Raw genomic sequence first — 22,590 nt, 5'->3', positions numbered from 1 at the left:
GGATCACATCGGATCGATAAAGACAGGGCGGACCGGTGTCGGTTCTTTTGCTTAAGTCAGAGAACTATTGCAAGGGGCTCGGGCCTCAATCCCATATTGTAAAAATGGCTATAGCAATATCGTTGATAGAATGTTTAAACACGAATTGCAAAATGCGAATTTTTGTTCCGAAAATGCGTCAACCCGTTCTGCTATTCTGAATTACACGCCAAACGCCTTAGGATTTACACTTATTGACTACCGTCATCTCTTGCGCTCTGATAATGCATAATCGGCAAACATTCAGGCATAGCGCAAGTCGGGAGGACGGAGATGTTCGGGTTCATTCAGTCGATCTATGGGAAGGGCGCTGAAGGCCACTCCGTGCTGTCCGCGCTGGACCGCTCCCTGGCGATGATCGAATTTTCTCTGGACGGGACGATCCTGACCGCCAACGCAAATTTCCTGGCGGTGATGGGCTATTCGTTGCCGGAAATCGTTGGACAGCATCACAGGATGTTCATCGACCCGGCCGAACATGCCAGTCCGGCCTATCGGGAATTCTGGGATGGCCTGAAGCGCGGCGAATTCCAGCGGGCGCTGTATCGGCGCATTGGTAAGAACGGCCGCGAGGTCTGGATCGAGGCCACATACAATCCCATCCTCGACGCCGCCGGCCGTCCTTGCAAAGTCGTCAAGATCGCCACCGACGTCACGGAAAGACAGGCCGTCAACGCCGACTTGCGGGGCAAGGTCGATGCGATTTCGCGTTCGCAGGCCGTGATCGAATTCAATCCGGACGGCACCGTCATCACCGCCAACGAGAATTTCCTCAAGGTGCTCGGCTACAGTCTGGACGAGATACGCGGACGCCATCACAGCATGTTCGTCGATCCGCAGGAGCGCGAGGGGTCGGCCTATCGCGATTTCTGGCACCGGCTGAACAAGGGCCAGTTCGAAGCCGCCCAATACCGGCGCATCGGCAAAGGCGGTCGCGTCGTCTGGATCCAGGCCTCCTACAACCCGGTTTTCGATGGTGCCGGCCGCCTGTGCAAGGTCGTGAAGTTCGCGACCGACATCACCGAGCAGATCAACCTGCTGGACCGCCTGAAGTCCCTGATCGATACCAACTTCACCGAGATCGAACAGGCGATGAGCGGCGCCCACCAGCAGGCCGACACCGCCGCCGCCGCATCGTCGGAGACCAGAGGAACGGTGCAGACCATCGCGGCCGGGGCGGAGGAACTGGCCGCCGCCGCCCGTGAGATCGCCGACAGCATGTCGCGCTCGCAGCAGGCGGCGGACGCCGCCGTGAGCGAGGCCGACAATGCCGACCGCGCTGCGACCCGTTTGTCGGAGGTGGCGAAAGCGATGGGTGGCATCGTCGAACTGATCCGCTCCATCGCCGGACAGATCAACATGCTGGCCCTGAACGCGACCATCGAGGCGGCGCGGGCGGGCGAAGCCGGCAGGGGATTCGCCGTGGTTGCCAACGAAGTCAAGAATCTGGCGAACCAGTCGGCGAACGCGACCGCCCAGATTTCCCACGAAATCGAGGGAATGCGATCCGTTTCCAGCGATGTCGTATCCTCCCTGTCGGCGATTCGCACGGCCATGACCAATCTGCGCGAATTCGTCGTCATGTCCGCCGGCGCGGTCGAGGAACAGACCACCGTCACCGCCAGCATCTCCGCCAACATGCAGGGAGCATCGACCTCGGTGGCCGTGGTGGACCGGAACATCACGGCGATTTCCACCGCCTTCGCGCAGGTCGGAACCGCCATCGCCTCGACCAAGGAAGCGGCGCAAGTGCTCGCCCGCTGACCGGGCCCGGCGGACTTCGGCCAACCCGCCTCAACTGCCCCGAATGGCAAAGCCGACCACCCGCTCCAGCGCAAGGCCGGCAGCCGCCCGCCAGTTCTCTCCCCCCAGTTCGACCGAGACCGGCGGCAGACCGACCGACGGGGCGGCCATGCCGTCGCGGACTGGACGGGCGCGCAGAAGCAAGCGGGGATGGGCGGTGCCGCTCCAATCCTGACGACCTTCCAGGACCAGCAGCAGGATCGGGCCATCGACCGCGGGCGGCGTCTCCTCCGCCTCCCCGTCGTCAGGCGCCACGGCACGCAGGCCGAGACGCACCACCGCCTTGCCATGGCCGGCGGCCTTGCCTGCGACGAGATCGGCGGCGGCTGCGCACAATGTCTCGGCCTCCGGCGGGACCGGGCGCTGGTCGGGGTCGAGGAAACGACAGGCGATGCCGATCTCATGCCCCGGCTCCGTCGCCAATTGGATCACCGCGGCATTCTGCGCGGCCATGGTCGGCAATGCCGTGAGCGCCAGCAGCAAGCCGCTCATCATCCCTCGGCCGCCGCACCGCTCGAACCGTACCATCATGACATTCCACTCCCGCGAACCGTCCTGATACGGCCGTCCCCATCGCGTCCCTGCGCGTACCGCCCGCCGAGTGCTGTGCGACACCCGACAAGGCGTGGCCGGCAATGGGCGATTGTCAGCTATCGGACAGCGACGGGAAAGATGACAATCTTTATTTTTCAATAGCTTATACGCTGGCACGCCCCCTGCATCACATCACTGCAGAGCCATTTCCGGCGCCAGGATGGGAGAGCGGGCATGCTCCAGGACAAGATCCAGGACGTCTTCAACGAACCGGGCTGCGCGACCAACCAGGCCAAGTCGGCCAAGGAGAAGAAGAAGGGCTGCACCAAGTCGCTGAAGCCGGGGGCCGCGGCCGGCGGCTGCGCCTATGACGGTGCGATGATCGTGCTGCAGCCGATCGCCGACGCCGCCCATCTGGTCCATGGTCCCATCGCCTGCCTCGGCAACTCGTGGGACAATCGCGGCTCGCAATCCTCCGGTCCGCAGCTCTACCGCACCGGCTTCACCACCGATCTGTCGGAACTGGACGTCATCGGCGGCGGCGAAAAGAAGCTGTACCGCGCCATCAAGGAGATCGTTCAGCAATACGACCCGCCGGCCGTCTTCGTCTATCAGACCTGCGTGCCCGCCATGACCGGCGACGACATCGCCGCCGTCTGCAAGTTCGCGACGCAGAAGCTGGGCAAGCCGGTGATCCCGGTGGAGGCGCCGGGCTTCGTCGGATCGAAGAACCTCGGCAACAAGCTGGCCGGCGAGGCCCTGCTGGAGCATGTCATCGGCACGGTCGAACCCGAGTACACCACCCCCACCGACGTCTGCATCATCGGCGAATACAACCTCGCCGGCGAGTTGTGGCTGGTCAAGCCGCTGCTGGACGAAATCGGCATCCGCCTCCTGTCCTGCATCTCTGGCGACGGCCGCTACAACGAGGTCGCCCAGGCCCACCGCGCCCGCGTCACCATGATGGTGTGCAGCCAGGCGCTGGTGAATGTCGGCCGCAAGATGCAGGAACGCTACGGCATCCCTTATTTCGAGGGCTCCTTCTACGGCGTCTCCGACATGTCGGACACGCTGCGCACCATGGCCCGCATGCTGGTGGAGCGCGGCGCCGACAAGGCGCTGATCGACCGGGCTGAGGGCGTCATCGCGCGGGAGGAAAGCCGGGTCTGGCGTCGTCTGGAGCCCTACAAGCCGCGCTTCGACGGCAAGCGCGTCCTTCTTTTCACCGGCGGGGTCAAGAGCTGGTCGATGGTCAGCGCGCTGGAAGGCGCCGGGCTGACCATCCTTGGCACCTCCACCAAGAAGTCGACCAAGGAGGACAAGGAGCGCATCAAGAAGATGAAGGGCGAAGAGTTCCACCAGTGGGACGACCTGAAGCCGCGCGACATCTACAAGATGCTGGCCGACAACCAGGCCGACATCATGATGTCCGGCGGCCGGTCGCAGTTCATCTCCCTGAAGGCCAAGGTTCCCTGGCTCGACATCAACCAGGAGCGCCACCACGCCTATGCCGGCTATGACGGCATCGTCAATCTCTGCGAGGAGATCGACAAGACGCTGTCGAATCCGATCTGGGGCCAAGTCCGCCGGCCGGCGCCGTGGGAAAGCGGCCCGTCCTCCACGCTCCTGGCTGCGGAGTGAGGCCGATGTCCCACATCCAGCGCTTCCCCTCCGCCGCCAAGGCCGCCTCCACCAACCCGCTGAAGATGAGCCAGCCGCTGGGCGCCGCGCTCGCCTATCTCGGCGTCGACCGCTGCCTGCCGCTGTTCCATGGGTCGCAGGGCTGCACCGCCTTCGGGCTGGTCCTGCTGGTGCGCCATTTCCGCGAGGCGATTCCGCTGCAGACCACGGCGATGGATCAGGTCTCCACCATCCTCGGCGGCTACGACAATCTGGAACAGGCGATCCGCACCATCGTCGAGCGCAACAAGCCCGCCATGATCGGCGTCGCCACCACCGGCGTCACCGAGACCAAGGGCGAGGACATGGGCGGCCAGTACACGCTGTTCCGCCAGCGCAACCCCGACATGGCCGGCACCGCGCTGGTCTTCGCCAGCACCCCCGACTTCGCCGGCGGCTTCGAGGACGGTTTCGCCGCCGCCGTCACCGGGATCGTCGAGCGGCTGGTCGAACCGTCGCCGGTGCGCATCCCGACCCAGGTCAATGTGCTGGCCGGCAGCCACCTGTCGCCCGGTGACGTGGAGGAGTTGCGCGACATCATCGAGGGCTTCGGCCTGTCGCCGATCATGCTGCCCGACCTGTCGCTGTCGATGTCCGGCCGCCAGCCGACCGACTTCACCGCCACCTCGCTGGGCGGCGTGACGGTGGAGCAGATCCGTGCCATGGGCGCCTCGGCCGCGACCATCGTGGTCGGCGAGCATATGCGGGTCGCTGGCAACGCGCTGGAATTGAAGACCGACGTTCCCAGCCATTTCTTCAGCCGCCTGACCGGGCTGGAGGCGACGGACAAGCTGGTTCGCCTTCTGATGGAGCTGTCGGGCAAGCCGGCGCCGGCCCGGCTGCGGCGCCAGCGCGAAGCCCTGGTCGATGCCATGCTCGACGGGCATTTCTTCTACAGCCGCAAGCGCATCGCCGTGGCGCTGGAACCCGACCTGCTCTACGCCGTCACCGGCTTCCTGACCGACATGGGAGCCGAGGTGGTTGCCGCGGTGTCGCCGACGCAAAGCCCGGTTCTGGAGCGGCTGAAGGCCGCCACCATCATGGTCGGCGACCATTCCGACGTGGAGACGCTGGCCCGCGACGCCGACCTGATCGTCTCCAACTCGCACGGGAGGCAGGGGGCGGCACGGATCGGTGTGCCGCTGCACCGCATGGGCCTGCCGATGTTCGATCGGCTGGGGGCGGGACTGCGCGTCCAGGTCGGCTACCGCGGCACGCGCGAGCTGCTGTGCGACATCGGCAACCTGTTCCTCGCCCGCGAGATGGACCATGCCCACCACGATGGCGGGCATCAGGGAGAAGCGGCGGACTCGCACGGCTGCGGAGGCGGATCATGCGGATGCAACGCCGTCTGAGCGTGGTGCAGGCCCCTCGCCCGACACACGATGCGACACGAGGAGGATCGATGAAGGTCGCTTTCTGCACCCAGGACATGCAGCACGTCGATGCGCATTTCGGCTGGGCCAAGAACATCGCCGTCTATCAGGTCGACCGCCAGGGCCATGCCTTTCTGGAAACCTTCCAGTTCGGCGGCTCGATGTTCGAGGACGGCAACGAGGACAAGCTGGTGCCCAAGCTGGAGGCGCTGGCCGACGTCGCCATCGTCTACCTGTCGGCCATCGGCGCCTCGGCCGCGGCCCGCGTGGTGGCGAAGAAGATCCATCCGGTGAAGGTCGAGGCAACCGAAACCATCCCGGCCCTGCTCGACAAGCTGGTCCAGACGCTGAACGGCAATCCGCCGCCCTGGCTGCGCAAGGCCATGGGCGAGACGCCGCAATTCCATTTCGACGAGGAGGAGGTCTGAGTATGGCTGCAGAGAGCGCTGATGTGGCTGAAGTGTCCGTCGCCGACCAGTTCGTGAAGACGCTGGTCCTGCTGTTCCGTGCCGAGGACAGCTATGGCGCCTGGGAAGGCAAGCCGGACGAGGCTCTGCTCGCCCCCTTCATCCTGGACAAGGAAGCCCGCGCCGCCATCCCGATCATCGGCGATCCCGACCCCGACACGCTGTGGCGGCTGGAGCTGTTCTACAAGGCGGTCGGCGTCACGGTCGAAAAGCAGACCGGCATGATGGCCTCGCCGATGATGAAAATGAGCCACGAGGGCTTCGGCCGCATGATCCTGACCACCGGCCGGCTGGTGGTGGTGTCGAAGACTTTGCGCGACGTCCACCGCTTCGGCTTCCCCAGCCTGGAGAAGCTGGCCGCCGACGGCGCCAAGCTGGTCGAGGATGCGGTGGCGCTGATCCGGGAATACCCCGACGTCGCGAACCTCTGAGCCTCCGGAGAGCACGACCATGAGCGACATCGACGCCCTGAAGGACGAAATCAAGAAGCTGAACGCCCGCGCCACCCAGAAGAAGATGGATCTGCACGATTTGTCGGAAGAGCTTCCGCAGAATTGGCAGACCATCCTGACGGTGGCGCAGGAAACCTATGACGCCTTCAAGATCCTGACCGAGAAGCGGGCGGCGCTGAAGGCGCTGGAGACGGCATAACCCCTCCATTTTCTCAAGAATGGCTTAGGCGCACCCTTTCCCGAGAGGAGCATTCCCATGGCTGAGTTCCTGACCGGCACCACCCGCGGTGGTCAGAGCTGGACCCCGAAATTCGTCCAATCCATCGACCAGAAGCAGTGCATCGGCTGCGGCCGCTGCTTCAAGGTGTGCGGGCGCGGCGTGCTCGACATGATCGGCCTGACCGAGGACGGCGACATCGTCGACGCCTTCGACGACGAGGCCGAGAAGAAGATCATGACGGTCAAGGAAGCGGCCAACTGCATCGGCTGCGAAAGCTGCTCCAAGGTGTGCTCGAAGAGCTGCATCACCCATGCGCCGGTTGCGGCGTGAGTTTTCACTGAGTGTGCCCCCTCCCTCCCGCTTCGCGGGTCCCTCCCTCCCCCGCTCTCAGCGGACCTATGGTCCGCCTGTCGCGTCAGCACAAAGCATAGCTTTGTGCGAGAGCTTCGCGGGAGAGGGTGGATTTGCAGAGCGGCGGCAGTCCCCTCTCCCTCGAAGAGGGGGAGGGTTAGGGAGGGGGCCTTACCTCGGCAAAGCCATCCACCCCTTACTCAGTACGCGTATTCCTTGAACACCGGATCGACGCTGCCGCCCCAGGGGCCGTTGAACTTTTCCAGAAGTTCGTCGGCGGGGCTGCGGCCGGTCTCCGCGATGACCTGCAGCGTGTCGAGGAAGTGGGTCTCGTCGTCGCCCCAATTGTCGTTGCGGGCGCGGCGGGCCAGACCGTCGCGGGCGATCGCCAGCATCTCCAGCGCAACATCACGGACATTGCCGCTGCGGAAGCTGGTGCGCAGGCCCGAGCGCGGCACATCGGAACGCAGATGTCCGCGTTCGGCCGTCGTCCAGTCCTTCACCAGATCCCACGCCGCATCCAGCGCCACCTGATCGTAGAGCAGCCCGACCCACAGGGCCGGCAGGGCGCACAGGCTGCGCCACGGGCCGCCATCGGCGCCGCGCATCTCCAGATACTTCTTCAGACGCGCTTCCGGGAAGGCCGTGGTGGTGTGATCGGCCCAGTCGGTGATCAGCGGCAGTTCGCCCGGCAGCGCCGGCAGCCTGCCCTCCAGGAAGTCACGGAAGGACTGGCCTGCCGCGTCGATGTAAGCGCCGTCGCGGTAGACGAAGTACATCGGCGTGTCGAGCAGATAGTCGACATAGCGTTCAAAGCCGAAGCCGTCCTCGAACACGAAGGGGATGTCGCCGGTGCGGTCCGGATCGGTGTCGGTCCAGATATGGCTGCGGAAGCTCTGGAAGCCGTTCGGCTTGCCTTCCGTGAAGGGAGACATGGCGAACAGCGCAGTCGCGATCGGCTGCAAGGCCAGCGACACGCGGAACTTCTTCACCATGTCGGCTTCGGACGCGAAATCCAGGTTCACCTGAACGGTGCAGGTCCGCGTCATCATGTCGAGGCCGAGCGAGCCGACCTTCGGCATGTAGTCGCGCATGATCTTGTAGCGGCCCTTCGGCATCCAGGGGATGTCGTCGCGCTTCCATTTCGGCTGGAAGCCCAGCCCCATCATGGCGATGCCCAGTTCGGCCCCGACCTCCTTCACCTGGCGCAGGTGGCGGTGCACCTCGGCGCAGGTCTGGTGCAGGGTCTCCAGCGGGGCGCCGGACAGTTCGACCTGCCCGCCGGGCTCCAGCGTGATGTTGGCCATGTCCTGGACCAACGCGATGATGTTGCCCTTCTCCTCCACCGGCTGCCAGCCGAAGCGGGTCATGCGGGTCAGCAGCTCGCGGATGCCGTCCGGCCCGTCATAGGGCAGCGGCCGCAGGTCGGAGGTGCGGTAGGCGAATTTCTCGTGCTCGGTTCCGATGCGCCAGTCCGGCGCCGGCTTGCAGCCGGATTCGAGATAGGCCGCAAGCTGGCGGCGGTCGGTGATGGGTTCGCCGCGCGTGGTCGGGGGTGCGGACATGAAGTCTCTCGCGGGAAGTGGACGGAGGATCGGCCGGGTGACGGCCGGTTACGGGATCGGCGCGCGGAAAGGCGGACGCCGGTCGCTTCCCCCGGCAGTCCAGTCCCCGGTCAAGGACTGCCAGCAAGCCAGCGCCGCCACCACCGCCGTGTCGGCCCGCAGAATGCGCGGACCCAATCCCACCGGAACAACAAAGGGAAGTTTGGCGAGTTCGTCAAGTTCCGACTGGTCGAAGCCCCCCTCCGGCCCGATGAGCAGGGCTGCAGGCCCCGCAGGGGCATCGCGCAGCACCTCGGCGATTGGGCGGGCGGAACCGGCCTCGGCACACAGGTAAAGCCGGCGGTCGGCCGGCCAGCCGGCCAGCGCGCGATCCAGCGGCAACGCCTCGCCCATCTCCGGCACGCTCAGGCGCTCGCACTGCTCGGCAGCCTCGACCGCGTTGGCGCGCAACCGGTCGAGGTTGACGCGATTGGGGTCGGTGCGGCGGGTGAAGACCGGCCACAGCCGCGAAACGCCCATCTCGGTCGCCTTCTCGGCGACGAAATCGATGCGGCCCTTCTTCAACGGGGCGAAGAGAAGCCAAAGGTCGGGAGTCGTGTCCTGCTCCCGCCGCTGCTCCGCCACGGTCAGCGAACACCAGCCCTTGCCGAAGCCGTCGATCACCGCCCGCCATTCGCCATCGCGGCCGTTGAAGACGGCAACCGGGTCGCCACGGTCCAGCCGCAGGACATGGCGCAGGAAATGGGCGCGCTCATGATCCAGCCCGACCGACTGGCCTTCGGCCAGCGGGCTGTCCACAAACAGGCGGGTCTTGATCGGGTCGGCCATGATTTTCGTCTCCGCGGGGCGGCGCCGACTATAGCCGGCCGCGGGGATGCAAGTCAGCAGATCAGACGCCGGACATGCGGATCGGCGGCAGAGATCATGGAGTCGAGATCAGGGCGTCGAGATCAGGGCGTCGATTTGGCGGCGCAGATCGTTGGGCTGGACAGGCTTGTGCAGGATGCGGATCTGATCCGCCTTGGCGGCGGCCATCAGTTCGGCCCCGGTGTCGCCGGTCAGGATGATGGCGGGCACGGCGGCTCCGCAGGCCTCGCGCACCGCCCTCACCGCGGTGATGCCGGACCAGCCGTCGCGCAGCCGGTAATCGGACAGGATCACGTCCGGCGCCGGACAGCCGGGCAGCTTCGCCAGGACGGTTTCCACATCCTCTGCGGCAAGCACCTGATAGCCCCAGGTGTCCAGCATGATCTCCATCCCGGCCAAGATGATCGACTCGTCATCGATGACGACGGCGAAACGGTCCGGTTTTGTGCTCATGTCCATTTGCGATTGCAGGCCGCTGAAGTTTTGATAAAGAAACAGTATTGGTGCGATTTTGGCGCGCGCAAGTCCTGGAACTGCAATTTTTCATAGCTTGAGCCCGGGTGTTTGGCCGCATCGGTTCCGGACTTCACTCCGGTCACAAGCGGTGCGCCGCACTTGCCGCACGGGCGGCAGCCCGATACCTTCGCCATGATTGCTGTTCAGACATCTCCATAGCACAGCGGAAACACCGCCGTCATGCCCACTGCTTCCACCGGCCCGACTCTTCCCGACTCCGGTTTCACCGACATCCGTCGGGATGGCTGGGTCACCCGCCGGATTCCCGCCCGGCTGCGCCCTTATGTCACGCTGGCGCGACTCGACCGCCCGATCGGGACATGGCTGCTGCTGTTCCCCTGCTGGTGGAGCGTGGCGCTGGCCATGCCGCAGCCCTTCCGGGACTGGCCCTCGCTGCTCTGGCTGATGGCGCTGTTCGGGATCGGCGCGGTGCTGATGCGTGGCGCGGGCTGCACCGTCAACGACATCCTGGACCGCAAGTTCGACGCGATGGTGGAGCGCACCCGCTCCCGCCCGATCCCGTCGGGACAGGTGTCGGTGCGTCAGGCGCTGGCCTTCCTGGTGGCCCAGCTTCTGGTGTCGCTGCTGATTCTGGTGCAGTTGGGGACGACCGCCATCGGGCTGGGCGTGCTGTCGCTGCTGCTGGTCTTCACCTACCCGCTGATGAAGCGGATCACATGGTGGCCGCAGGCCTTTCTCGGGCTGACCTTCAACTGGGGCGCGCTGATGGGCTGGGCGGCGGTGCAGAACGATGTCGGCTGGCCGGCGGTGGCGCTCTATGTGACGGGCATCGCCTGGACGCTGGGCTATGACACCATCTACGCCCATCAGGACAAGGAGGACGACGCCCGTATCGGCGTGAAGTCCACCGCGCTGCGCCTGGGCGACCAGAGCAAGATCTGGATCTACGGCTTCTACACCCTGACCTATGTCGGCATCGGCGTCGCCGGCCGTCTGGCCGGGCTGGGCGGGCTGTTCCTGCCGGTGCTGTCGCTTGCCGCCCTGCAACTGGCCTGGCAGGTCGCGACATGGCGGCCAGACGACCAGGGCGACTGCCTGGACAAGTTCAAGTCCAACCGCTGGTTCGGCTGGCTGGTGCTGGCGGCGATCCTGGCCGGGAAGATATAGAGACCCGGATCAGGAAGGTGGCGTAAAAGCCTGTTTGAAAACGTCCATCATCTTCCGCCCTTTCCCGATCCGTCATCCCCGCGAAGGCGGGGATCCAGGCTTCCCCCTAGGGAACAGCGTGGAATAGCTGGATTCCCGCCTTCGCGGGAATGACGATGGAAAGGCGTCGATTGTTGGCCGACGGGCTTTTCAAACAGACTCTAAAATCCGCTCCTCCCGCACAAACAAAAAGAGCGGAGCCAAGCCCCGCCCTCCCTGCAAACCTGAAATCCGCCCCGATCAGCGTCCGCTGGTGTCGGCCAACTGGGCAACGGAGTTGCCGGAACCCGGCTTGCGGCCGGGGGCGACGGTGCGGGGAACCTCGGCGACCGTCACCGGGGCCGGAACGGCATGCGCGCTGGCCGGCTTGCGGGACGGCAGGACGGCGACATCCATGCGCTGCGGCTTCTGCGGGGTGAGGGAAGCGACGGCGGTGGCCGGCAGGCTCTGCGGCTTGCGGCCGGGAACCGAGACCACATGGCCCTTCTGCGGGTGCAGCGACGCTTCCAGCATGCGCGGGCCGGTGGCCTTGCCGCGGCCGCGCGGGCTGCTGGCGAAGCCCTGGTCCATGCCGCGGTCGCCGGCATCCAGCATCCGGCCGCCGCGCGGTGCGTCCTCGCCTTCCGGCATGATGAAGCCGTAGGCGGCATAGACGCGCAGGCCGAGCTGGTCGGTCGGCTCGTGCCAGACGCGGACGGCGGACCAGTCGTTGTTGCGGGACACATCGACCACCCGCATGCCGCGGCGAAGTCCATCGCCATCCAGCCAGCTGTGGTCGACCTCGATGGTGCGGCGGTCGATCACCGCGCTGACCAGCGAGACGTGGCCGCGGCGCATGTGGCCGGTGCGCTTGAAGACGAGGACGGAGCCGACGGCGGGGCGGTGTTCGCGGTCATACTGGCCGGCGGCATGGTCCCACCAGGTCCAGGCGTCGCCGCGAATGGTGAAATCGGAGATGGAGCGGACCGTGCGCACGCAATCGCCGTCTTGTGCGGCAGCCGTCGACACGGTAAGGGGGCTGAGCGCGATCAAAGCCGCAAACGAAAGGCCGATGGCGGTTCCCCTCTGCCGCATGACTCCCCCAATCCCTCTGTTTTCCCCTTGGCAGAACGGGTAACACGGGTTCGCAGCTGTGTCTACACCGTTTGAATTATGTAACATTCAAAAGCCATCGACCGCCCTCCCCCCAACAGCGGAGTCCCTTGGGAATCCTCGTATGAACAATGCATCCCCGCCAGATTTCGTCCGCGACAACACGACGCTGACGACCACTCCGCTGTTGCCGGAAATCAAGCTTCATCTTGCCACCGAGGTCACGCCACTCTGGGAGGCGACCGAGGAGACCTTGGCCGCCACGAATTTGCCACCGCCGTACTGGGCTTTCGCTTGGCCGGGGGGGCAAGCTGTGGCGCGGCTGTTGCTCGACCGGCCGGAGCTGGTGGCCGGCAAGTCCGTGCTCGATTTTGCCGCAGGCACCGGGCTGGTCGGCATCGCCGCCATGAAGGCTGGGGCGGCGCGGGTGCAGTCCTGCGACATCGACCGCTTCTCGCTCGCCGCCATCGCGCTGAACGCCGAGGCCAACGGGGTGGAGGTCAAGCCGGTCAGCGCCGATCTGGTCGGCCGCCCCCTGCCGGGCATCGACGTGGTTCTGGCCGGCGACGTCTGCTACGAGAAGCCGATGGCGGAGCGGGTCACGGCATGGCTGCGCGAGGTCGCCGCGACCGGCACGCTGGTGCTGTTGGGCGATCCCGGCCGCGCCTATGCCCCCGCCGGCGGGATCGAGAAGGTGGCGACCTACACCGTCCCGACCTCGCTGGAGCTGGAGGACCGGGAAGCGCGCGAAACGACGATCTGGCGGCTGCTTCCTAACGAGTGAGCCGCGAGACGGCCAGCCGCAGATCGGCCAGGAAGGTCGGCTGCTCCACCAGCTGGCCGCGCAGCAGATAGCTGGGGTGGAAGGTCGGCACCACCTCCACCCCCTCCAGCAGGCGGCAGGGCAGCACCTTGCCGCGCAGCTGCAGGATGCCGTTCTCGCCGGTCAGCGCCCAGGTCGGGGTGCGGCCGAGCGCCACGATCACCGACGGGCGGTAGTCGGCCAGGGTGGCGCGCAGATGTTCGATCTCGCCGGCGAATTCGGCGAGCAGCCGGTCGGATGTGCCGAAGGCGCCCCAGCTCTCGTCGATCTCCCGACCCTCCTTGCGGGCGCGGGCGCGCGAGGAAAAGAAATGCCCGACCTTGTTGCCCGGCGGCTGGTAGCGGAAGACGTTGGCGACGAGGCATTCCGCCCGCTCGATGCCGACGGCGGCCAGCGATTCGTCCAGCAGCTTGCCGCTGCGGCCGACGAAGGGGGTGCCCTGCCGCGCCTCCTCCGCCCCCGGCGCCTCGCCGACGATGGCGAGCCGTGGTCCGTCCACCGGCTTGGTCGGATACTGATAGTCGGCGAAGGGCATGTCGGTGCGCAGCTCTGTCATCGGATCGCTTCCCAAATTTCCGGCGATGGGTGCAGTCGGGGAGCCGGGCTTGCCGTAGCATCGGCCCGACCCCAAGCTTGTAGGCGGTGAGGTTCTAGCCCAGACCGTCCAGCCCACCAACAACAGCCTACCAACAAGGGAGAGATCGGGATGACACCGCAAGCACCGACGACGCAGGAACTGGCGGGCAAGACCTGCGAGCCCTGCCGCGGCGGGATACCGCCGATGGACCGGGCGATGGCCGCCTCCTATCTGGTGCAGGTGCCGGGCTGGGTCCTGAAGGAGGATCCCGACCGCATCGAACGCGACTTCAAGTTTCCGGACTTCGCCCAGGCCCAGGCCTTCGCCGTCCAGGTCGGCGACCTCTGCGAAGCGGAAGGCCATCATGCCGAAATCCGCTACGGCTGGGGCCATTGCTCGGTCGCCTTCTGGACCCACAAGATCAGGGGCCTGCACGAGAACGACTTCGTCATGGCCGCGAAGGTGAATGGGATGGCCGATGCGCCCTATGTGCCGGCGTCGGTGGGCACCCCGCCGCCGCCTTATGTGCAGGGGGCGTGAGGGGGAATCTTCGGGTGCCCCCTCCCTCCCACGGCTTCGCCGCGGGTCCCTCCCTCCCCCGCTTCCAGCGGGAGAGGGTCAATTTGTAAAAGCGGCGGCAGTCCCCTCTCCCTCGAAGAGGGGGAGGGTTAGGGAGGGGGCATCGCCAGCCGAGACCTACCCCCACAGTTCCGCGACCGGCGGCTGGACCACCGCACCGTCATAGACCAGCCCCGGCTCGCGGTCGCGGGCCAGCAGCAGCGGGCCGTCCAGGTCGACGTAGCGCGCGCCCTGCCCCACCAGCATCGCCGGCGCCATGGCGAGCGAGGTCGCCACCATGCAGCCGACCATCACCCCGAAGCCCATGGCGTGGGCGGCGCGGGTCATCGCCAGCGCCTCGGTCAGGCCGCCGGTCTTGTCGAGCTTGACGTTCACCACCCGGTAGAGCCCGCGCAGACGTTCCAGCGACTCCAGCCCGTGGCAGGACTCGTCGGCACCCAGCGGCACCAGGCAGTCGACACCGCGCAACGCCTCGTCCTGGCCGGCCGGCAGCGGCTGCTCGATCATCTCGACGCCCAGCCCGGCGAGCACCGGGGCGAACTGGTGCAGTTGGTCCAGCGTCCAGCCCTCGTTGGCGTCGACAACGAGCCGGGCGGCGGGGGCGGCAGCGCGGACGGCGCGGACGCGGTCGAGATCGCCCTCCCCCGTCAGCTTCATCTTCAGCAGCGGATGGCGCGGCGCCCGCTCGCGGGCCGCGGCAGCCATCGCCTCGGGTTCGTCCACGCTCAGCGTGTAGCAGGTGACCAGCGGTCCCGGCGGTTCGGTCAGCCCGGCGAGCTTCCAGGCCGGCACGCCGCTGCGCTTGGCCTCCAGGTCCCACAGGGCGCAGTCCAGCGCATTGCGGGCGGCGCCCGGCGGCATCTGCCGGGCCAGCGAGTCGCGGTCCAGCCCGCCGGCCACCGCGTCGGCCATCGCCTCCAGCGCGGCGACGACCCCCTCGACGCTCTCGCCATAGCGGGCATAGGGCACGCATTCGCCGCGGCCGCGGTGGGGGCCGTCGGTCACCTCCGCCACCACCACCGCGGCTTCGGTCTTGGCCCCGCGCGAGATGCGGAAGGCGCCGCGGATGGGAAAGGTCTCCCGACGGACGGTCAGTTGCTGGGCGGACATGATCGCGAACCCCGAAACGGAACAGGGCCGGGAGTGTATCCCGGCCCCGTTCCCGAAGGCGACAGTCAAGTCGGCAGGATCACCGGTCCTGAATGATGACGCCGTACCAGCCGAGCCCCTTGTAGGTTTCGTAGCCGGGAGTCAGCGCATAGCCGACCAGCCGGTTCTTGTCGTCGATGTAGTGGCCCATGGTGGAGGCACTGCGGCGCAGCGGCACGGTCTCGGTCAGCAGGCCGCGGCCGTCGGACGAGGCGATCACCCGATGGCGGGCGTCGAGCAGCAGGCACCGCGACTTCTCGCGCTCCCCGGCTTCCAGCCGCACGCCCTCGACCACCGCGGCAGCCTGGGGTTCCCAGTCGAAGAAGATGCCGAGCACGCCGATGGCGTCGCCGTCCGCCTCGCCGTCGCGGCGGATCGCGGTCGCATAGGTGGCGACGACGCGGTCGTCCAGGCTGCGGTTGCGGGCGACGTCGCCGACGGTGAACTCGCCGCCGTTGCGGGTGGCCAGCGCCTGCCGGAACCACGGCTCGTCCGACACGTTGGCGCCGCGCGCACCGGGATAGCGGTCCGGCCGGCCGTTGGCGATGACGTTGCCGTTGCGGTCGGCGATCCAGAGGTCGAGATAGACGGTGTAGGATTCCAGGATCACGCCCAGCCGGCGCGAGGCATGGCGGCGCGCCTCCTCCGTCGGGTCGGCGGCGCAATCGACCACCGCGCTGTCGGTCGCCCACCAGCGCACGTCGCAGGACCGCTCATACAGGTTGCGGTCGATGATCTCGATCATGTTGAGCGACAGGTCGGCCAGCCGCTTGCCGTGCATCTCCTGCACCATGGCGCTGCCGGTGGTGGTCAGATGGTCGACGCGGGCGACGATCTCCGACCGCAGCTCCTTGGTGATGCTGTTGACCTGGGTCGAGATCTCCGACACCTCGTTGGCGACGACGGCGAAGCCGCGTCCGGCGTCGCCGGCCCGCGCCGCCTCGATCAGGGCGTTCATGGCCAGCATCTTGGTGCGCCGGGTGATGTCCTCGATCAAGGACACCTTCTTCGACGCAACATCCAGCACGCCCCGCGACAGCTCGAAAAGATCGGTGCCCGCCATGCTCATCGTCTTGTCCCCCGTCATGACCGTCCCTGCATCCTCCAAATCAAAAGCCGTGCCAACGGTCGCCGGCGCCCCGTGAACGGCCCACCCTCCCGGTTTCCGCGGCGCTTGGCCGCAGAGGGCATGACGCCATCCGGCATTTCGGGGGAGTTGTACGGTTAAGCTGCTGAAACAGCAGGCATGCTGGCGACGGGTTGCTCAACAGGTTGCGAACTTGCCATGGGCGCGGCATCCATGTTGCGGACACGTAACACGAATTCTCCGCAAATTCGCAATAAAAATTCTTATCTGAGCAGGAACACGCCAGATCAATTCCGCATTGCAAAATCCCGTGCACATGCTGTGCACATTCGCCGGGCAGTTGATGCGGAGCGCATCACTGCACCACGGGAAATGCACTGCGGAAAAGCCGTCAGGCCACGCGGTGCATTTCATCCAGGAAACGCTGGACCTCTCGGGTCAGGCGGTCGGCCTCGGCGGCCATGCGTTCGGACGCGGCGAACACCTCGTGCGCGGTGCCGCTGGTGCGGCCGGCGGCGTCGGTGACCTCGCGGATATCGTCGGACACCGCACGGGTGCCGGCGGCGGCCTGTTCCATGTTGACGACGATCTCGCGCACGGCGGAGCCCTGCTGCTCGATCCCGGCGCTGATGCCGGCGGCGATCTGGTTGATCGACTGGATGGTGCGGCCGATGCCGACGATGGCGCCCACCGCCTCGTCGGTGGAGGACTGGATGCCGGCGATCTGGGCGGCGATGTCGCCGGTGGCCTTGGCGGTCTGGTCGGCCAGCCGCTTCACCTCCTGCGCCACGACGGCGAATCCCTTCCCCGCCTCGCCGGCGCGGGCCGCCTCGATGGTGGCGTTCAACGCCAGAAGATTGGTCTGGCTGGCGATGTCGTTGATGAGGGTGATGACGTCGCCCACCGTCCGCGCGGCGCCGGACAGGTTGCCGACCAGCGCGTTGGAGCGCTCGGCCTCGCCCGCCGCGTTTTCCGCGACCTGGGCGACCTCGCCGATCTGGCGCGCGATCTCGGCGATGGAGGCGGACAGTTCCTCCGTCGCGGCGGCGACGCTGCCGACATTGCTGCCGGTCTGGGCGGCGGACGCCGCGACCGACGACGCCTTGCCGGTGGCCTGGGTCGCGTCCGTCTCCATGGTGCGGGCGGAGACCTCCAGCTGGTGGGCGGTGTCGGCCACCTCGCTGCACACGCTCTGGATCTGGCCTTCGAAGCGCTGGGTCACGCCGGCGAAGCCCGCCACCTTCTGCGAGATGCTCTCCGTCGCCGCGTTGATCGTGCGGCTGGCGTGCAGGAAGCCGCCCTGCATGCCGCGGAAAACGATCCGGCGGAAATATTTGTGTTCGGACACCGCGTGCATGGAGGCGGTCGCCTCGCGCACGAAGGCGTCGGTGCGGTCGATGGCGTCGTTGGTGGCATGCATCAGCTCGCCCAGCGCCCCGCCCTCGCGGATGCCGATCACCCGCGCCTCGAAATCGCCGGCGGAGATCGCGCGGTTCACCCGGGTCAGCTGCTCCACCACCGCACAGGCGCGGCGCAGGAACAGCAACGCCCCGCCCAGCGCCGCCAGCCCGGCCAGGGCAAGCCCGGCGCGCAGGGCAAGCCCGCCGATACCCAGCAGGTCGACCGTCAGCAACGCCGCCAGCGCCACCCCGCCCAGCACCGCAAGGCCGCCGGCCCGCGTCAGCGAAGACGCCTTGGGGGAGGACGACTTAGAGGGAGAAGACGAATTCGTCATACCCGATCCCCTTCTCCGCCAGCAGGGCGAGGACGGCGGCGAAGCCCGCCTCCATCCCCTTCTTGCGGTCGGCATGGCTGTTCTCGATGTCCAGAAGCTGGCGGTAGAGCGGGATCACCTTGTCCAGCGCCGACCGTTCCGGCACCCGGCGGGAGGAGTGATAGCCGATCACCCGACCTTCGGCGTCGAAGCTGGGCGTGACATGGGCGAAGACCCAGTAATGGTCGCCGTTGCGGGCCCGGTTGACCACATAGGCGAAGATCTCCTTCCCCGCCGCCAGCGTGTCCCACAGCAGCTTGAACACGCAGCGCGGCATGTCGGGATGGCGGACGATGGAATGGGGGGCGCCCATCAGGTCGGCCTCCTCATAGCCGGCGACCCGCTGGAAAACCCGATTCGCGTAGGTGATCCGCCCCTTCAGATCGGTCTTGGAAACGATGACTTCATCCGGGTCGAAGAAGCGTTCCACCCCCGTCAGGGGGACGTCGCGTCGTGCCATGTGCCTTCCGGTCTCCCGCTTCCCGGACCCGCGCGGTCCTGCATGCGTCCGCTTGCGGCGCGGACCGGGCGGCAGAACCGGATTATTTCCGGATCGACATGCCGCGCGATCTCCCGCACTGCGAGTACCGCAACGAATTGCACTTTAATGTGACGGAAGCTATCAGGAAAGACCCTACCCATTGCGGTGCCGAAATATTTGGGTGACCATCATCCGGTAGGATGAAATCCGCCTACTCCGGCGGATAGGGGATGGTCAGCAGCCGGCCGGCGGGCGGGTTGTCCACCGTGACCACCGTGCCGTCGGGCCAGCGCACCTCGACCTGCTCCACCTCATGCAGCGCGCCCAGCCCGAAATGCGCGACCGGCTCGCCCTGGCAGAGATAGCCGGACCCGGCGCTGACGACCCGGCGCTGCCGGCGCCCGCCGGCGGTCAGACTGACCACGGCGCCGCGGGCCGGTGCGCCGTAGGGGGTCAGCGGCTGCACGCGCAGCCAGCCATTGTGCGAGGCGGCCGGGCGGTAGATGGACAGCGGTTGCGCCACGGCATCGGGCCCGCCATGGGCGGTACCGTGCGCCAGCACCAGCTCCAGCCGGCCGTCGCCGTCGATGTCGGCCGCGACCGCGCCGGTGCCCAGCCCCTTCGGCTCCGCCGCGTCGCCCAACTCCAGCTCCTGCCACTGGTCGTTGCGCCAGCCGAACAGGCGGTTGGGCTCGCCATGGGCGTGGAAGAACAGCTCCTCATAGCCGTCATTGTCGAAATCGGCGGCGACGACGGTGAAGATGCGGCCGGGCATCGACAGATCGGCGCCGGCCGCTTCGACAAAGGCGCCGCCCATGCGCTGATGGAACAGGCGTTGCGCCCCGTCCCAGGTGCCGACCGCCAGATCGAACAGCCCGTCGCCGTCGACGTCCAGCGCCACGACCGCGCGTCCGGAGGGGCGCGAATCGACGATGCCGCGCTCCTCGGCGATCTCCTCGAAATTGCCGTCGCCCAAATTGCGGAACAGCTGGTTGGGTCCGCCGTCGTTGACCGTCACCACGTCCATATGGTCTGAGACGATGGGCAGGGTGGTGACGCCGCGGGCCGCCCCGATGGAGTCCAGACCGGCCTCCTCCGCCCCATCCTCCAGCCGGCCGCGCCGGGTCAGCTCATAGAGGCGCAACGGCCCGCCGTCGGTCGCCACCAGAAAGCCGTAGCGGCCATGCCCCCAGCGGTCGAGCGCAGCCACCGCGCCGGCGGCCGTGTGGTTGGCCGCCCCGGCATTCTCCGCCTGGGCGAACAGGTCGAGCCAATGCTTACCGAAACAGGCGAACAGCCGGTCGGCCATGTCCTTGGCACCGGTAACGCGGTCGCAGTTGACGACGTAAAGCTCCTCCCGCCCGTCGCCGTCGATGTCGGCGGCGGCCAGCCCCATGGCGGGACTGGAGGGATCGGCGATCAGCGGGGTGGCGATGTCGACCAGACGGCCGTCGACCCATTTCAGGACGAGGTTGGCAGCGTGGTAGCCGGCCACGACCAGCTCGAAGGCGCCGTCGCCGTCGATGTCCGTGACCGCAATCCCGTTCGACGGCCGCGGCGGGTTCTCGGCGAGCAGCGACGAGCAATCGAGGAACATATGCACCCTCTTGTCCCGTGGTCGGTCCACCCTCGCCGCCCGCAACAGGCCTTTGGAGCCATTGGGCTTTCGAGCGGTGTATCCCTGTTGATACCCCGTCCTCGCCCGGCCGTAAACCCGGACGGAGGATCAGGGACGGCCTATGCCCGATGCCGCATCGCGACTCCGCGCCGCACCATCGTCTCCCCGGAAAGCAAAATCCCCCCGGCGCGGTGACGCCGGAGGGATTTCGCCAAGGAAATTTCAGGGAGACGAACGCCGGGTCCGCTCAAATGCGCTTCTTCGCGCCGGCATTGCCGGCCGCACGCTTGCCCGCCGCATCGTCGTTGCCGGCCGGCTTTTCCGCCGGCTTGGCGGCCGCCGCGGCCTTGGCCTGTTCGCGGGCCGGCAACTCGATGTTGACCTCCAGCGTCGAGCAGTCGCCGCCGCGGTCGAGCTTCACCTCGACCTTGTTCTCGTCGATGTTGACGTATTTGGCGATGACCGCCAGCAGTTCCTGCTGGAGCATCGGCAGATAGTCGGGTCCGCTGCGCCCGGCGCGCTCGTGCGCCATGACGATCTGCAGACGCTCCTTGGCCTGGACGGCCGACGCGCGCGGGGCCGCGCGGAAGAAGTTGAAGATGCTCATGCGCTCCTCCGCAGGAGCCGGCTGAACAGGCCCTTCTTCTGGGGGGTGACGAAGCGATGCTCGATGTCCTCGCCCAGGAAGCGGCCGACCGCATCCGAATAGGCGAGCCCGGCGTTGGAGACCTCGTCCAGGATCACCGGCATGCCGACGTTGGAGGCGCGCAGCACCGCCTGGCTTTCCGGAATGACGCCGAGCAGCGGGATCGCCAGGATTTCCAGCACGTCGTCGACCTTCAGCATCTCGCCACGCTCGACGCGCTCCGGGTCGTAGCGGGTCAGCAGCAGCTGCTGCGTCACCGGCTCCAGCCCCTGTTCCGCCCGGCGGGACCGCGAGTTCAGCACGCCCAGGATGCGGTCGCTGTCGCGCACCGACGATACTTCCGGGTTGGTGACGATGATCGCGTGGTCGGCGAAATAGAGCGACATCAGGGCGCCGCGCTCGATGCCGGCCGGGCTGTCGCACAGGATGTAGTCGAATTCCTTCGACAGCTCGTTCAGCACCTTCTCCACCCCCTCGCGGGTCAGCGCGTCCTTGTCGCGCGTCTGCGAGGTCGGGAGGATGTACAGGTTCTCGATCCGCTTGTCCTTGATCAGCGCCTGGTTCAGCTTCGCTTCGCCGTTGATGACGTTGATGAAGTCGAAGACCACCCGGCGCTCGCAACCCATCACCAGGTCAAGGTTGCGCAGGCCAACGTCGAAGTCGATGACGACCGTCTTGAAGCCGCGAAGCGCCAGCCCGGTCGCAAAGGCCGCGGACGAGGTCGTCTTGCCGACACCGCCCTTGCCGGAGGTCATGACGATGATCTTGCTCAACGGAGCCTCTCCCATAATCCCAAAGTTGCCGTCACCGATACCAAACACCGTCCGAAGATTGTCCTCTCCGGACAAGATTCCGTCGCTTCAGCTTTCAGGCGGTCTTCAGCAGGTCCATGCTGAGGACGCCGTCGCGCAGGAAAACCTGCACGGCTTTCTTGTAAAAGTCACTGCCGATGTCTTCGCTGACACGATAATTGCCTGCGACCGATAGCACCTCCGCCTCCAGACTGTGGCAGAAGATGCGGGCGTTGCCGTCGCCGGAGAATCCGGCCAGCGCCCGGCCGCGCAACGCGCCGTAGACATGGATGTTTCCGTCGGCCAGCAGCTCCGCCCCCGGAGAGACGGAGCTGGTAACGATCAGGTCGGTCTTCTCGGCATAGACGCGCATGCCGGAGCGCACCGGCTCGGTCACCACCACGGTCGGGCGGTGGACGACCTCGATCAGCACCTGCGGCGCCGGGATCGGCGTCTGCCCCTGCTGGTGCGGATCCTGCTGCCGCGGATCGGGGGCCTTCACCACCTCTTCCAGCTTGGCGGCGCGGCCCGACGGCATCGGCGTCAGCCCGACGGTCATCGCCGCCTCGCGCACCGGCTGCGGCCCGCCCTGGAAGCCGACCGGCAACAGTTGCAGCGCCTGCACCTGCGACACGAAGGCGCCCAGATCGAAGACGATGCTTTCCGGCAGGTCGTCGAAATCCAGCACGACCGGCGCATTGCGGAAGAAGTTGGGTGCCTGCCGCACCTTGACGTTCAGCTGGGTGAAGAAATCCGGCGATGTCGGGGCGAAAACCTTCAGCACCATCATGGTGAAGGAGTTGCCACGCAACTGGAACGGCGCATCCCGTTCGGCGACCTGACTGGCGCTGCTCACCGTAGCCTTCCCGTTCGTTCCTGCCGCCTCGTGCCGTGCTTCCGGTTCACCCGTAGCCCGCAACCGCCCCAGAGCCGCCG

The 22,590-nt window shown here is 66.9% G+C and carries 23 protein-coding genes and 1 pseudogene; 10 read left to right on the top strand and 14 right to left on the bottom strand.

Going from position 1 to position 22,590, the window contains the following annotated elements; genetic code table 11:
* Positions 1–312 precede the first annotated feature (312 nt).
* Positions 313–1,803: a PAS domain-containing methyl-accepting chemotaxis protein gene (locus FZ029_RS05430; RefSeq protein ID WP_149268301.1), complete on the top strand. Its 1,491-nt coding sequence runs from the start codon at positions 313–315 to the stop codon at positions 1,801–1,803.
* A 30-nt stretch (positions 1,804–1,833) separates the two neighbouring features.
* Here FZ029_RS05430 and FZ029_RS05425 read toward each other — a convergent pair whose 3' ends face one another.
* Positions 1,834–2,373 (bottom strand): hypothetical protein, encoded by a 540-nt coding sequence (locus tag FZ029_RS05425; protein WP_149268300.1) that lies wholly within the window; start codon positions 2,371–2,373, stop codon positions 1,834–1,836.
* Positions 2,374–2,610: 237 nt separating this feature from the next.
* Here FZ029_RS05425 and nifE point away from each other — a divergent pair, with 237 nt between their 5' ends.
* Genes nifE through fdxB form a run of 6 tightly spaced genes read left to right on the top strand, consistent with a single transcriptional unit; the run spans position 2,611 to position 6,901 of the window.
* Positions 2,611–4,017: a nitrogenase iron-molybdenum cofactor biosynthesis protein NifE gene (nifE, locus tag FZ029_RS05420; protein WP_149268299.1), complete on the top strand. Its 1,407-nt coding sequence runs from the start codon at positions 2,611–2,613 to the stop codon at positions 4,015–4,017.
* A 5-nt stretch (positions 4,018–4,022) separates the two neighbouring features.
* Positions 4,023–5,411 carry a nitrogenase iron-molybdenum cofactor biosynthesis protein NifN gene (nifN, locus tag FZ029_RS05415; RefSeq protein ID WP_149268298.1) on the top strand — a complete coding sequence of 463 codons (1,389 nt, stop codon included), beginning with the start codon at positions 4,023–4,025 and terminating at the stop codon, positions 5,409–5,411.
* Positions 5,412–5,461: 50 nt separating this feature from the next.
* Positions 5,462–5,860, top strand: a complete 399-nt coding sequence (gene nifX / locus FZ029_RS05410) for a nitrogen fixation protein NifX (RefSeq protein ID WP_149268297.1) — start codon at positions 5,462–5,464, stop codon at positions 5,858–5,860.
* 2 nt (positions 5,861–5,862) lie between these two features.
* Positions 5,863–6,330 (top strand): NifX-associated nitrogen fixation protein, encoded by a 468-nt coding sequence (locus tag FZ029_RS05405; protein WP_149268296.1) that lies wholly within the window; start codon positions 5,863–5,865, stop codon positions 6,328–6,330.
* A gap of 19 nt (positions 6,331–6,349) precedes the next feature.
* A complete protein-coding gene (locus FZ029_RS05400) occupies positions 6,350–6,550 on the top strand; it encodes a CCE_0567 family metalloprotein (RefSeq protein ID WP_149197422.1) in 201 nt (66 codons plus the stop codon).
* 57 nt (positions 6,551–6,607) lie between these two features.
* The gene (gene fdxB / locus FZ029_RS05395) at positions 6,608–6,901 is read left to right on the top strand and encodes a ferredoxin III, nif-specific (RefSeq protein WP_012973385.1); all 294 of its coding nucleotides are present in this window, start codon (positions 6,608–6,610) and stop codon (positions 6,899–6,901) included.
* 221 nt (positions 6,902–7,122) lie between these two features.
* Here the strand turns inward: fdxB and FZ029_RS05390 are convergent, their stop codons facing one another.
* The 3 genes from FZ029_RS05390 to FZ029_RS05380 form a co-directional block, all read right to left on the bottom strand.
* The gene (locus FZ029_RS05390) at positions 7,123–8,487 is read right to left on the bottom strand and encodes a glutamate--cysteine ligase (protein ID WP_149197423.1); all 1,365 of its coding nucleotides are present in this window, start codon (positions 8,485–8,487) and stop codon (positions 7,123–7,125) included.
* 48 nt (positions 8,488–8,535) lie between these two features.
* The gene (locus FZ029_RS05385; protein ID WP_149197424.1) at positions 8,536–9,315 is read right to left on the bottom strand and encodes a 16S rRNA (uracil(1498)-N(3))-methyltransferase; all 780 of its coding nucleotides are present in this window, start codon (positions 9,313–9,315) and stop codon (positions 8,536–8,538) included.
* A gap of 108 nt (positions 9,316–9,423) precedes the next feature.
* Entirely contained in the window at positions 9,424–9,807 is a 384-nt protein-coding gene (locus FZ029_RS05380) for a response regulator (RefSeq protein WP_246457516.1), read from the bottom strand.
* Positions 9,808–10,050: 243 nt separating this feature from the next.
* On the opposite strand from FZ029_RS05380, the gene ubiA reads away from it, so the two are divergent.
* Positions 10,051–10,998: a 4-hydroxybenzoate octaprenyltransferase gene (gene ubiA, locus FZ029_RS05375; protein WP_149268295.1), complete on the top strand. Its 948-nt coding sequence runs from the start codon at positions 10,051–10,053 to the stop codon at positions 10,996–10,998.
* 279 nt (positions 10,999–11,277) lie between these two features.
* On the opposite strand, the gene FZ029_RS05370 is transcribed toward ubiA, so the two are convergent.
* Complete coding sequence (locus tag FZ029_RS05370) at positions 11,278–12,012, bottom strand: CHAP domain-containing protein (RefSeq protein WP_247892154.1); 735 nt, start codon at positions 12,010–12,012, stop codon at positions 11,278–11,280.
* Positions 12,013–12,253: 241 nt separating this feature from the next.
* On the opposite strand from FZ029_RS05370, the gene FZ029_RS05365 reads away from it, so the two are divergent.
* Positions 12,254–12,913 carry a 50S ribosomal protein L11 methyltransferase gene (locus tag FZ029_RS05365; RefSeq protein ID WP_149268293.1) on the top strand — a complete coding sequence of 220 codons (660 nt, stop codon included), beginning with the start codon at positions 12,254–12,256 and terminating at the stop codon, positions 12,911–12,913.
* On the opposite strand, the gene FZ029_RS05360 is transcribed toward FZ029_RS05365, so the two are convergent.
* Positions 12,903–13,508 carry a uracil-DNA glycosylase gene (locus FZ029_RS05360; protein ID WP_149268292.1) on the bottom strand — a complete coding sequence of 202 codons (606 nt, stop codon included), beginning with the start codon at positions 13,506–13,508 and terminating at the stop codon, positions 12,903–12,905. The genes FZ029_RS05365 and FZ029_RS05360 overlap by 11 nt on opposite strands.
* Before the next feature lie 150 nt (positions 13,509–13,658).
* Here FZ029_RS05360 and FZ029_RS05355 point away from each other — a divergent pair, with 150 nt between their 5' ends.
* Positions 13,659–14,069 carry a 4a-hydroxytetrahydrobiopterin dehydratase gene (locus tag FZ029_RS05355; protein WP_149268291.1) on the top strand — a complete coding sequence of 137 codons (411 nt, stop codon included), beginning with the start codon at positions 13,659–13,661 and terminating at the stop codon, positions 14,067–14,069.
* 156 nt (positions 14,070–14,225) lie between these two features.
* Here FZ029_RS05355 and dgcA read toward each other — a convergent pair whose 3' ends face one another.
* The 8 genes and pseudogenes from dgcA to minC form a co-directional block, all read right to left on the bottom strand.
* Positions 14,226–15,218: an N-acetyl-D-Glu racemase DgcA gene (dgcA, locus tag FZ029_RS05345; protein WP_149268289.1), complete on the bottom strand. Its 993-nt coding sequence runs from the start codon at positions 15,216–15,218 to the stop codon at positions 14,226–14,228.
* Positions 15,219–15,297: 79 nt separating this feature from the next.
* A complete protein-coding gene (locus tag FZ029_RS05340; protein WP_149197432.1) occupies positions 15,298–16,344 on the bottom strand; it encodes a methyl-accepting chemotaxis protein in 1,047 nt (348 codons plus the stop codon).
* Between the two features lie 391 nt (positions 16,345–16,735).
* The gene (locus FZ029_RS33895) at positions 16,736–18,079 is read right to left on the bottom strand and encodes a methyl-accepting chemotaxis protein (RefSeq protein ID WP_149268288.1); all 1,344 of its coding nucleotides are present in this window, start codon (positions 18,077–18,079) and stop codon (positions 16,736–16,738) included.
* A complete protein-coding gene (locus FZ029_RS05330; protein WP_149197434.1) occupies positions 18,054–18,578 on the bottom strand; it encodes a PAS domain-containing protein in 525 nt (174 codons plus the stop codon). Before FZ029_RS05330 ends, FZ029_RS33895 begins: the two co-directional genes overlap by 26 nt.
* 232 nt (positions 18,579–18,810) lie before the next feature.
* Complete coding sequence (locus FZ029_RS05325) at positions 18,811–20,196, bottom strand: CRTAC1 family protein (RefSeq protein WP_149268287.1); 1,386 nt, start codon at positions 20,194–20,196, stop codon at positions 18,811–18,813.
* A gap of 379 nt (positions 20,197–20,575) precedes the next feature.
* A pseudogene (gene minE / locus FZ029_RS05320) lies at positions 20,576–20,824 on the bottom strand (cell division topological specificity factor MinE); the annotation flags it as partial.
* Complete coding sequence (gene minD, locus FZ029_RS05315; protein WP_085088446.1) at positions 20,821–21,636, bottom strand: septum site-determining protein MinD; 816 nt, start codon at positions 21,634–21,636, stop codon at positions 20,821–20,823. The gene minD and the pseudogene minE, both read right to left, overlap by 4 nt.
* 94 nt (positions 21,637–21,730) lie before the next feature.
* On the bottom strand, positions 21,731–22,510 hold the full coding sequence (gene minC, locus FZ029_RS05310; RefSeq protein WP_149268285.1) for a septum site-determining protein MinC: 780 nt from the start codon (positions 22,508–22,510) through the stop codon (positions 21,731–21,733).
* Between the last annotated feature and the right edge of the window lie 80 nt (positions 22,511–22,590).

The sequence above is a fragment of the Azospirillum sp. Sh1 genome (genome assembly GCF_008365135.1).
GTDB classification, from domain to species: Bacteria; Pseudomonadota; Alphaproteobacteria; order Azospirillales; family Azospirillaceae; genus Azospirillum; species Azospirillum oryzae.
This window is presented reverse-complemented; position numbering and strand designations above follow the sequence as displayed.

What these genes read in the sequence shown, in the direction of transcription:
- FZ029_RS05400 (WP_149197422.1), top strand. Translation starts at nt 6,350, where the DNA reads ATGAGCGACATCGACGCCCTGAAGGACGAAATCAAGAAGCTGAACGCC.
- nifX (WP_149268297.1), top strand. Translation starts at nt 5,462, where the DNA reads ATGAAGGTCGCTTTCTGCACCCAGGACATGCAGCACGTCGATGCGCAT.
- FZ029_RS05325 (WP_149268287.1), bottom strand. Translation starts at nt 20,196, where the DNA reads ATGTTCCTCGATTGCTCGTCGCTGCTCGCCGAGAACCCGCCGCGGCCG.
- ubiA (WP_149268295.1), top strand. Translation starts at nt 10,051, where the DNA reads ATGCCCACTGCTTCCACCGGCCCGACTCTTCCCGACTCCGGTTTCACC.
- FZ029_RS05360 (WP_149268292.1), bottom strand. Translation starts at nt 13,508, where the DNA reads ATGACAGAGCTGCGCACCGACATGCCCTTCGCCGACTATCAGTATCCG.
- nifN (WP_149268298.1), top strand. Translation starts at nt 4,023, where the DNA reads ATGTCCCACATCCAGCGCTTCCCCTCCGCCGCCAAGGCCGCCTCCACC.
- FZ029_RS05390 (WP_149197423.1), bottom strand. Translation starts at nt 8,487, where the DNA reads ATGTCCGCACCCCCGACCACGCGCGGCGAACCCATCACCGACCGCCGC.
- fdxB (WP_012973385.1), top strand. Translation starts at nt 6,608, where the DNA reads ATGGCTGAGTTCCTGACCGGCACCACCCGCGGTGGTCAGAGCTGGACC.
- FZ029_RS05330 (WP_149197434.1), bottom strand. Translation starts at nt 18,578, where the DNA reads ATGGCACGACGCGACGTCCCCCTGACGGGGGTGGAACGCTTCTTCGAC.
- FZ029_RS05405 (WP_149268296.1), top strand. Translation starts at nt 5,863, where the DNA reads ATGGCTGCAGAGAGCGCTGATGTGGCTGAAGTGTCCGTCGCCGACCAG.
- FZ029_RS05365 (WP_149268293.1), top strand. Translation starts at nt 12,254, where the DNA reads ATGAACAATGCATCCCCGCCAGATTTCGTCCGCGACAACACGACGCTG.
- FZ029_RS05430 (WP_149268301.1), top strand. Translation starts at nt 313, where the DNA reads ATGTTCGGGTTCATTCAGTCGATCTATGGGAAGGGCGCTGAAGGCCAC.
- nifE (WP_149268299.1), top strand. Translation starts at nt 2,611, where the DNA reads ATGCTCCAGGACAAGATCCAGGACGTCTTCAACGAACCGGGCTGCGCG.
- FZ029_RS05425 (WP_149268300.1), bottom strand. Translation starts at nt 2,373, where the DNA reads ATGATGGTACGGTTCGAGCGGTGCGGCGGCCGAGGGATGATGAGCGGC.
- FZ029_RS33895 (WP_149268288.1), bottom strand. Translation starts at nt 18,079, where the DNA reads ATGACGAATTCGTCTTCTCCCTCTAAGTCGTCCTCCCCCAAGGCGTCT.
- dgcA (WP_149268289.1), bottom strand. Translation starts at nt 15,218, where the DNA reads ATGTCCGCCCAGCAACTGACCGTCCGTCGGGAGACCTTTCCCATCCGC.
- FZ029_RS05385 (WP_149197424.1), bottom strand. Translation starts at nt 9,315, where the DNA reads ATGGCCGACCCGATCAAGACCCGCCTGTTTGTGGACAGCCCGCTGGCC.
- FZ029_RS05380 (WP_246457516.1), bottom strand. Translation starts at nt 9,807, where the DNA reads ATGAGCACAAAACCGGACCGTTTCGCCGTCGTCATCGATGACGAGTCG.
- FZ029_RS05340 (WP_149197432.1), bottom strand. Translation starts at nt 16,344, where the DNA reads ATGACGGGGGACAAGACGATGAGCATGGCGGGCACCGATCTTTTCGAG.
- FZ029_RS05355 (WP_149268291.1), top strand. Translation starts at nt 13,659, where the DNA reads ATGACACCGCAAGCACCGACGACGCAGGAACTGGCGGGCAAGACCTGC.